Consider the following 9262-nt stretch of genomic DNA (forward strand, 5'->3'; position numbering starts at 1 on the left):
ATATTTTATTTTGCTGCTAATTCAGCGATTTTAACAATGACTTCTACTCCTTTTTCCATTGAAGGAATTGGAATATATTCAAATTTTCCGTGGAAGTTATGTCCACCTGTGAAGAGATTAGGCGTTGGTAACCCCATAAATGATAATTTTGAACCATCTGTACCACCACGAACTGGAACAATTAACGGTTCAACCCCAACTTCAATCAATGCCTTTTTAGCAAGTTCGACAATGTGCATTTTATCTTTGATATGAAGGTTCATATTATAGTATTGGTCTTTTAATTCAAGTTCGACTGTATGAGACGGATACTTTTGATTAAAGTCTTGAACCACTTTTTCGACGAATTTTTTACGTGCATTAAATTGCTCCGTATCAAAGTCACGGATGATGTATTTTAAAACGGCTTCTTCACAGTGACCACTAATGTCAATTAAATGGTAAAATCCTTCGTAATGCTCTGTATGTTGTGGTGTTTCATTCACGGGGAATTGGTTTGCAATTTCAGTGGCGATTAACGCCGCATTAATCATTTTATTTTTAGCATCCCCTGGGTGAACGCTTTTTCCATGAATGGTAAGTTTAGCGCCCGCCGCATTAAAGGATTCATATTGTAGTTCACCTAGAACACCCCCATCCATCGTATAAGCAAAATCAGCCTTAAATTCTTCAACTTTGAAGTGATCAGCGCCACGTCCAATTTCTTCATCTGGGGTGAATGCTACTTTAACCGTTCCGTGTTTAATTTCAGGGTGTTGAATTAAATAATCCATTGCTGTCATAATTTCAGCAATTCCTGCTTTATCATCTGCCCCAAGTAAGGTTGTTCCATCTGTTGTAATGAGCTGTTGACCCACGTATTGATTAAGAGATGGGAAGTCAGTTGGGGATAAGACAATGTTTTTTTCCTGATTTAAAATAATGTCTCCCCCTTGGTAATCGATAATTTGAGGTTTAACATGGTCAGCATTAAAATCAGGGCTTGTATCCATATGAGAGATAAAAGCGATGACTGGCGCATCTGATTCACAATTTGCAGGTAATGTCGCATAAATATAGCCATTTTCATCCTTTTGAATGTCTTGTAAGCCTAATTCTTTTAACTCTTCAACTAATACATCACCAAATGCTAATTGTGATGGAGTGGAAGGAGTCGTCGTAGACTCAGGATTTGATTTTGTGTCAAAGGAAACATATTTGATAAAACGATCGACAACAGTACGCATAATAAACCCTCCAATTTTTGTTTGTCTATAGTTTGGTCATCTAAAATCAGATTATGTATAGCATAGCATAGATTGGAAAATATAAAAAGAATTCATAAAAATATCCATTCTTTTTAATCGGGTGTGATGTGATATAATAAAAAGAGTCAAATAAGATGGGGTGAATGAGCGTGGAAGAAAAAAATACATTCCTAGATGATGTGATTGAAATAGGCGTTAGTTTAATGATTGGATATGCGATTTCAAGATTTGTTCGAATTGCTTTAGCACGTGGTGAGTCAATGGTTCCAACGATTAAACATAATCAAATTGTTCTGATTGATCGTCGTGCTTACAAAAGGCGAGAACCTAAAATTAACGACTTAATTGCCTTTAATGCACATGTTAAAAATCAGCATAAATTTTTCTTAAAACGTGTCATTGGGGTGAGTGGTGATCAGATTAAAATTGATCAACATCGCGTCTATGTGAACGGGAAATTAATTGATGAACCTTACTTGAATGAAACGATGATTGAAGTAGGGTCAAAGACATGGCGTGTCCCAGAGGGAAAACTGTTTGTCATGGGGGACAATCGAAATCATAGTTTAGATTCACGTGCCATCGGATTTATAGATGTTAAAGAGGATGTGTTGGGCGTGGTCAGACAAATCAAAAAATAAGTGTGTGGTGGAAGAAATGAACGTAACTCGTGAAGCAAATAATTTAAGATTTGAAATAGAAGAAAAACAAGCCGGGCAAAGTATCCGAGACTTTTTGATGACGTATCATCTTGCTCGTAAAAAGATTCATGAGTTATATATGTCAAAAAAGGTACAACTAAATGCTCAGATTGCTGATTTTAATAAAATTCTAGAAGTGGGCGATATCTTATTAATTCCCGTCTTTGAATCAGAGGGGATTGACTTCAAGCCACAAAAAATGAACCTTGATATTGTGTATGAAGATGAACATTTACTCATTTTAAATAAACCGGCGGGAGTGATGGTACATCCTGATCAAAAAGATGGACTAAATACGTTGGTGAATGGCGTAGCCTATTATTATGAGCAAAAAGGTTTCAATGAGCGGATTCGTTATATTCATCGGATTGATACTGATACAAGTGGTGGCATCATTTTTGCCAAACACTTTATGGCGCATAGCTTAATGGACTATCAATTATCTGAAAAACAAATTAGACGTTGGTATTTAGCTCTCGTCAGTGGCAATCTGAAAACGAGAAAAGGGCGTATTGATGCTCCAATCGGAAAGGATCGCCATCATCGTGCCAGACGTCGTGTCGCTAAAAATGGGGATCAAGCTGTGACTTTATATGAAGTCAAAAAACAATTTAAGACGTATTCACTCGTTGAATTAGAACTTAAGACAGGGCGTACACACCAAATTCGAGTTCATATGAGTCATTTAGGACATCCATTACTAGGGGATGTCTTATATGGAGGGGTGGCTAAAGTAGGAAAATTAAAACGCCAAGCCTTGCATTCAGCAAAAATTCAAATGCAGCATCCAATGACAAAGGAGAACTTATCATTCAGTATTCCAATGCCATTAGACATGCAATCTTTAATTAAATAGCATCAAAAAATGTCCGAAGTTCTTATTCAACTTCGGACATTTTTGATTGACGCCAATCATAAGGTAATAAATCAATCAGTTTAACCGCACGTTGACGATTAATTAAGACTTCAGCCTCAATGTTCGCATCATTTAATTGACTAATAAATTCACGACATCTCCCGCAAGGAGGAAGGATATTTCCACGCTTGTTAATTGCGACCATTTTAACAATTTCACTTTCACCAGCTGTAATCATGGCAGCAGCAGCTGAATGTTCAGCACAAAATCCCATTGAACAAGCTGTATCAATACAGACTCCTGTATAAATATGACCTTCTTTCGTTAAAATAGCAGCGGCAACACTTGATGCTTCAGCAGTAGATGATAGTCGTCTTGGTTTTAAAACGGCTTCCGCTTTTTCAATTAATTCTTCAAACATTTTAATCACTCCGATTCAAAAATCGTCAATTACCTATTTAAAGTTTATGCAATCATACTAAAAACATAAATCATGAAAGAATGTTGGTAAAAAGAAGCATATTGAGAACTCTAAATAGTGGGGTAAATAAGGTTAACATAATTTAAAAGGAAATGCAAGGGCTAAACATGGATTTTGAAGGATTTTAAAAAAATTAGTCTTTTAATGCCATTAAACTTAACTTTGAGTTTAAAGAGCGTTGATCAATTATTTTTTAAGTGATTAAAGAGGTGACTTTAAACGTTATTCAGGATTCAAGATACAAAGAAAAGGTCAATCAACTGGCCAAAAGTTTTCATCAATTAGGTGGTTCTAAAAAGCATCAGATTTTATTTTAGAAGTTAGTCGTCAATCTCACTAAACCACTCAAGGAAAGGGTTGTTTTTTTATTGAAAAATTACCGAATTTAAACAAAACAAACAGTCCTAGCAGAAGGTAATGTGGTAAAATAAGGTTAATGTTGTTTGAGATAACAGTTCAAGACTGGAGGGAAACGATGAATCGAATTTTACATTATCAGTTGAGTCTTGATGTTTTGCGACATGATGAAAAACTTAAAGGAAGAAGTATCATTCAAATAGAGGGGGAATCTGAAGATTCAACGCTTTTTTTCTTATTGTATCATGAGTTAAAAGTCCTCGAAATTAGGTTGAAGCAGGGTGCGCTCTTATCTTTTGAACAGGAAATTAAAACAGTTCAGACCAATTATCAAGTCAATGAAATCAAAGTCTTTTTACCTCAAGGAGATATTGACGAACTAGAGATCAAGTATGAGGGAACAATCAGTGGCTATGAATCAATTTTTCCATATATTAAAGATTCGCTTTCACCTGAGTTTTCAATCCTTCGAAATGATTGTCTCGTTTATCCGATTCTTGCGAAGGCGAATGAGGAAAGCATTAGACTTGGAATTTTAAATGAATTTCATTATGACATATACGTCACCGTTCCAATGCCTTATGTGGTAGCTAGTGGGGGACGATTCATTGGGGTTGAAAAAACACCTCAATTCCAAACGTATCATTATAAAAGTCATCGCAAAATGTGGCGAATTGACATTTGTGTGGCCAAGTATCAAATCATTGAAACTGAATCTATTCGGTTATTTGTCTTTGAAGAAGATGTCAAGAGAACATATGAAAAAGTTATACTAGAATTAAATCGAGTCTTTGAATTATTTGAACAACGATTTGGATGTTGTGAACGGGTGGTACCATTTAGTATCATTGAAATTAAAGAGGGATTTGGTTCTCAAGCAGGCGAAGATTATTTATTGATGGAAGAGCATGGATTTAAAGAAGGTGAATACGATCACACACATCTTTATCATGAAATTGGACATGGGTGGAATCCTCGTGTGAACCATGAAATGAGAAAAACGCGTTTCTTTGACGAGGCCTTTGCCTCCTATTTTGAAGCCATTGCAATCAAGAAATTTTATGGAATAACCCGATATGAGGAAAAAATGGAATCCTATCGACAATCTTTTTTGCAAAGGGTTCAATATGATCGTCTAAATCTCGAACCGATTTGTGATTACGGTCAATATAATATTTCGTATAATAGTTATACAAAAGGGCCGTTTGTTTTAGCAGCGTTAGAATCGTTAATGGGAGAAGCAACGTTTAATCGATTTATTCAATTACTTATTCAAACCTCTAAAAAGCACCCCATTGATTTTAATGACTTTCAAAAACTAGCTGAAAATGTTTTATCCTATGATTTATCGACGTTTATGAATGATTGGATTTATGAGAAAGAAGCCCTTGATGCGTTAATAAAAAGGTATTTCGATGGGGAGGGTCAGAGATGAAAATTGAAAAAGTACCGAGTGGCAGTTCAATGTTTCAGGTTCATCTTCAACTTCATCATACGTGTTTTAAGATTCAAGAAGAAGATGAGGTCTATGAATACGCATTTGATATTTTAAATCAAGAACAAGCGTTATTATATGCGAGTACTGACCATTATTTAGACGAGGTCATTGAGGAATTTTTGTTTTACAGTGGCTTTATTCATGTCATAAAAGATCAGCAAGGCACTCTTTTATACGAGGCTCCTCCTAAAAAACGATTTAAAGTGTTATTAAGTGAGATTCAACCGAGCCAATTTTATATTAATGAAAAAAAGTTAACAGAGTTAGCAACCTGGGTTAAAAGTGACAAAGATATTTTGATTCCTGTAACAAAGTTTCAGGGTCAATGGGTTGCACTAGATGGACATACTCGATTGAAGCTAGCACAGTTGTTAAACATTAAAGAAGTTTATGCATATGAAGAAGAAACAGATGCATATATTGAGGACTTTGTTTTGTTTTGTAAAGAACAACAAAAAGACTCCATTTACGATCTTCCGATTATTTCAGAAACGGAATATGAAGTCTTATGGAATCAATTTTGTGAAAACTATTTTAAGTTTTTGAATCAAGAAAATTAAATAGTTGGATTTAACACAAACGTCTCAATTAATTCATCACCATTGATGATTTCAATCGGTTTATTTTGAATGAAGCTATAGCATTCAGGATTAAAAGTTCCAAGGGTAACAAAAATTCCGTGATTCACTTGGTTTTGTTTCATTTTTAAGTAAAGACGATCTAAGTAAGCCTGACCAATGCTTTGATTTTGGCCTAATAAACAAGAGACCAATACTTTGTCGTCATCTAAATACATTTCAAGATCATAAAAATGTTGATTCATGTGTGGGGTTAAAAAGACGCGTTTATAACCTTTAGCACGGAATAAATCAGCAACAAGTTCCCCAAAATCATAGGGATTCATGGATGCGATTTTATCTTTTAGTTGAGATTTTTTAAACGTTAATTGCTTCATTTCTAAATCAAGTACTTCTTTTTCTTGCTTTAATTCTAATGAAAAAGTATGGTATCTTAGGATACAAATTAATAAGAAGCATCCAACTAAAATAAGCAATGTATATTGTGTTAAATCCCAGTTTTTGATTGAAACGTTCAGTGTATAGCGAATTTGAAATAAGAAAAAGATAGAAAGTAAAATAGATAAATAAAAAAAGACGGTAAACTTAATTTTACTTTCTTTAAATTGTTTAGAAGACATTATCATCACTCCCAAAGTCATTTGCTTATATTATGATAAGAAAAAATGATATTTATACAAATAATGGACAAATGAGGTAAAAAATGAAATTCTTTTTAATTTTAATAGGAACTATTTTCTTTTCAGTAGTTGCCTATTTAGCGAAAGCTCTAACTTTATCCGGTGCTATTTTGGCCTTAATAGTAGGCATTTTAATAGGATTAGGTGGCGGCATGTATGGATATGGGTTGTTAGGATTATTTTTTATTAGTTCGATGTGGTGGTCTTACTACAAGGAAGAAAGAAAATATCATCTCTATCATTTGCATGAAAAAGGAGCTAAGCGAGATAGCATTCAAATCATATGTAACGGTGGAATTCCAGCGCTTTGTTGCCTAGGCTATGGAATCAGTCACGAAGAAGTCTTTTTAGTTGCAACGGCTGTTAGTTTAGCCAGTGCAACGGCAGATACATGGGCATCAGAAATCGGTGTTTTAAGCTCACATCCACCTCGCTCTATTTTAAATTTTAAGCCATTAGATAAAGGGTTATCAGGTGGGGTCTCAGTTATTGGAACCCTTGCTTCAATTGCTGGTGCTTGTTTAATTGCTAGTTTTAGTGCCACTTGGTTGACGGTTTTTAGCCTTTCATCACAGACTTGGGGCACGCTATTTTTAAGTGTTTGTCTCCTAGGAATCCTAGGTTCAATTCTAGATAGTTATCTGGGGAGTTTAATCCAACCTAAATATGAATGTGTGGAGTGCCACCTTATAACAGAGCGACGTCTTCATCATGATCAACCAACGAATTTAGTAGGCGGTTGGTCATTGATGAATAATGATTGGGTTAATCTATTAAGTCAATTCATCGTGACGTTACTTGCGTTCCTCTTGATGAAATAAAAAATCCCCTACTTTCGTAGGGGATGTAAGTTAGTGTTTTTGATTCATTTGACGTGTACGTCTAGTTTTGGCAGATTCTGTATAACGGGCGGCTTCAGGCGTTGATTTTTTTACATCGATACGAACATCAGCCACGTTACCTGTTCCAAACTCCACATCTGATTTTTCTTTAACACTTTGCATAGAGGCGTTCATTGGAGAACCCATTTCATTTTTACCCATTTTAGATCTTCCTTTCAAAATTCCATTATATTTGATTTGGAATTTTGATATTATTATGTGAGAAAAGAGTGATAATTATTGAAAGAAATTAATATAATCAGAAGGGAAATGGTGCTAAGATGACATTAGACTTTTATAATCAACATGCAAAGGAATACTTTTTTCAAACGGTTAAAGCAGATTTGAGCGCGACTTATAAAAAGTTTTTACCGTTTATAAAAAAGGAGGGATTGATTTTAGATTTAGGGTGTGGATCAGGTCGTGATAGTTACTATTTTAAACAAAATGGATATCAAATCGTAGCTGTAGATGGGTCGAAGGAATTAGCGACGCAAGCTAGTCTTTTACTTGGACAACCTGTCTTAAATCAATTATTTGAAGACATACAATTTAACGAAGAATTCGATGGTGTTTGGGCCTGTGCATCTTTATTGCATGTTAGCGCTAAAGAGTTACCATCAATTTTAATTAAAATAAGAGAGAGTTTGAAAAAAGAGGGTGTATTTTATATCTCAGTGAAAGAAGGGGAAGGAAGTGGGGTTGAAGACGGACGATTTTTTCAATATTACTCACCGTCGCAATTTCATCACTTAATTAGCCAATGTGGTGGATTAAAGATTGAGACAGCTTGGAGTCATACTGAATTAAGAGATGAAGGAAATAAAGTCGTTTGGCTCAATGTCATTGGCCGTAAATTATGAGATGAATAGGATTTGATTTCGATAAAAAGAAAGGACGTATCGGATGAATAGCATGGGGGCAATGAATCAAAAGAAACGTACTAATACAAAAAGAAAAAACGTTATTAATGACTCAATGAGAGGGGAGATTAATAGCAAGATGGAAATGGAAGAAACGAAATCAACAATTAGTCCAGTAGCAGGAAGTGCGCATAATTTATTAATGCGTAAACATACCAATGAGTATCAACATAATTTAGAATATTTAAAAAAATACCGTTTAGAAAATGATGAAACAGCACTTGAATGGTTAATTTTTAATAACACCAATTTAGTTCATAAAATTATTGGACGTTATACAAAGTTTTATCATCATAAATTAGATTACGATGATTTATTTTCAGTGGGACTTGAAGGGTTAATGAAAGCCATTGAAAAATTTGATTTTACATTTGATAATAACTTTTCAACTTATGCGACTTACTGGGTTAAACAAGCAGTAACTCGTACGATTGCAGATGAAGGGTTCACGATTCGAATTCCCGTTCATATGTTTGAATCGATTAATCAGGTCATGCGATATGAACAAAAAGCGGACCAAGAAGATGAACCCGTTGATGTAGATAATTTATGTGGAGAATTAAAAATTCCAATTGAAAAATACGAAGCGGTTAAGCGTGTGCAGACTTATATGTTAAAGCCAACATCATTAAATGGATTTGTATCTAAAGAAGACGAAGATACTGAACTTCAAGATTTAATTTCAAATGAAAATGAAATGTTAGTTGAGGGAATGTCGCGTATTTATGATAATCCTGAAAAACAAGCGATGGATGAAGATTTAAAAGCATACATGGATAAAATGATTTTAAGTTTAAATCCACGCGAACAATTTGTGATTATTCATCGCTTTGGATTAAATGGTGAAGAGAAGAAAACATTAGAAGAAATCGGTGAGATTGAAGGCGTAACACGTGAACGTATTCGTCAAATTGAAGCAAAAGCAATGAGAAAATTAAGAACATTATTGATGCGTTATAAAGAATACTTAGTTAATTAGATTAAAAAAAGAGACGATTTTTGTATTTAGTGCATAAACGTCTCTTTTTTTGAGTTATAATGTAGGTTGAATAAAAATAAA

Annotated in this window: 11 protein-coding genes; 7 read left to right on the plus strand and 4 right to left on the minus strand. The window is 34.4% G+C overall.

Annotation, left to right across the window (positions count from 1 at the left end):
• Nucleotides 1-5: 5 nt before the first annotated feature.
• Nucleotides 6-1226 (minus strand): peptidase T, encoded by a 1221-nt coding sequence (gene pepT, locus HMPREF9402_RS10380; protein WP_009607314.1) that lies wholly within the window; start codon nucleotides 1224-1226, stop codon nucleotides 6-8.
• A 164-nt stretch (nucleotides 1227-1390) separates the two neighbouring features.
• Between pepT and lepB the strand changes: the two genes are divergently transcribed.
• Both lepB and HMPREF9402_RS10390 read left to right on the plus strand, forming a co-directional pair.
• Nucleotides 1391-1888, plus strand: a complete 498-nt coding sequence (lepB, locus tag HMPREF9402_RS10385; RefSeq protein ID WP_039930977.1) for a signal peptidase I — start codon at nucleotides 1391-1393, stop codon at nucleotides 1886-1888.
• Between the two features lie 16 nt (nucleotides 1889-1904).
• Nucleotides 1905-2804 carry an RluA family pseudouridine synthase gene (locus HMPREF9402_RS10390; RefSeq protein WP_006784880.1) on the plus strand — a complete coding sequence of 300 codons (900 nt, stop codon included), beginning with the start codon at nucleotides 1905-1907 and terminating at the stop codon, nucleotides 2802-2804.
• 22 nt (nucleotides 2805-2826) lie between these two features.
• Here the strand turns inward: HMPREF9402_RS10390 and HMPREF9402_RS10395 are convergent, their stop codons facing one another.
• Nucleotides 2827-3225: a cytidine deaminase family protein gene (locus tag HMPREF9402_RS10395; protein ID WP_009607312.1), complete on the minus strand. Its 399-nt coding sequence runs from the start codon at nucleotides 3223-3225 to the stop codon at nucleotides 2827-2829.
• A gap of 535 nt (nucleotides 3226-3760) precedes the next feature.
• On the opposite strand from HMPREF9402_RS10395, the gene HMPREF9402_RS10400 reads away from it, so the two are divergent.
• A complete protein-coding gene (locus tag HMPREF9402_RS10400) occupies nucleotides 3761-5077 on the plus strand; it encodes a M1 family aminopeptidase (RefSeq protein ID WP_009607316.1) in 1317 nt (438 codons plus the stop codon).
• On the plus strand, nucleotides 5074-5700 hold the full coding sequence (locus HMPREF9402_RS10405) for a hypothetical protein (RefSeq protein ID WP_006784877.1): 627 nt from the start codon (nucleotides 5074-5076) through the stop codon (nucleotides 5698-5700). The genes HMPREF9402_RS10400 and HMPREF9402_RS10405 overlap by 4 nt, the downstream gene beginning before the upstream one ends.
• Here the strand turns inward: HMPREF9402_RS10405 and HMPREF9402_RS10410 are convergent.
• Nucleotides 5697-6338, minus strand: coding sequence for a restriction endonuclease (locus HMPREF9402_RS10410; protein WP_006784876.1), 642 nt, complete (start codon nucleotides 6336-6338; stop codon nucleotides 5697-5699). The two genes, HMPREF9402_RS10405 and HMPREF9402_RS10410, sit on opposite strands and share 4 nt — an antisense overlap.
• An 83-nt stretch (nucleotides 6339-6421) precedes the next feature.
• Between HMPREF9402_RS10410 and HMPREF9402_RS10415 the strand changes: the two genes are divergently transcribed.
• Nucleotides 6422-7219: a DUF92 domain-containing protein gene (locus HMPREF9402_RS10415; protein WP_009607313.1), complete on the plus strand. Its 798-nt coding sequence runs from the start codon at nucleotides 6422-6424 to the stop codon at nucleotides 7217-7219.
• Nucleotides 7220-7249: 30 nt separating this feature from the next.
• Here the strand turns inward: HMPREF9402_RS10415 and HMPREF9402_RS10420 are convergent, their stop codons facing one another.
• Nucleotides 7250-7441 (minus strand): hypothetical protein, encoded by a 192-nt coding sequence (locus tag HMPREF9402_RS10420; RefSeq protein ID WP_006784874.1) that lies wholly within the window; start codon nucleotides 7439-7441, stop codon nucleotides 7250-7252.
• Nucleotides 7442-7560: 119 nt separating this feature from the next.
• On the opposite strand from HMPREF9402_RS10420, the gene HMPREF9402_RS10425 reads away from it, so the two are divergent.
• Both HMPREF9402_RS10425 and HMPREF9402_RS10430 read left to right on the plus strand, forming a co-directional pair.
• Nucleotides 7561-8142: a class I SAM-dependent DNA methyltransferase gene (locus HMPREF9402_RS10425; RefSeq protein WP_006784873.1), complete on the plus strand. Its 582-nt coding sequence runs from the start codon at nucleotides 7561-7563 to the stop codon at nucleotides 8140-8142.
• Nucleotides 8143-8185: 43 nt separating this feature from the next.
• Nucleotides 8186-9181, plus strand: coding sequence for a sigma-70 family RNA polymerase sigma factor (locus tag HMPREF9402_RS10430; protein WP_006784872.1), 996 nt, complete (start codon nucleotides 8186-8188; stop codon nucleotides 9179-9181).
• Nucleotides 9182-9262 lie beyond the last annotated feature (81 nt).

This window comes from Turicibacter sp. HGF1 (genome assembly GCF_000191865.1).
GTDB lineage: Bacteria > Bacillota_I > Bacilli_A > MOL361 > Turicibacteraceae > Turicibacter > Turicibacter sanguinis.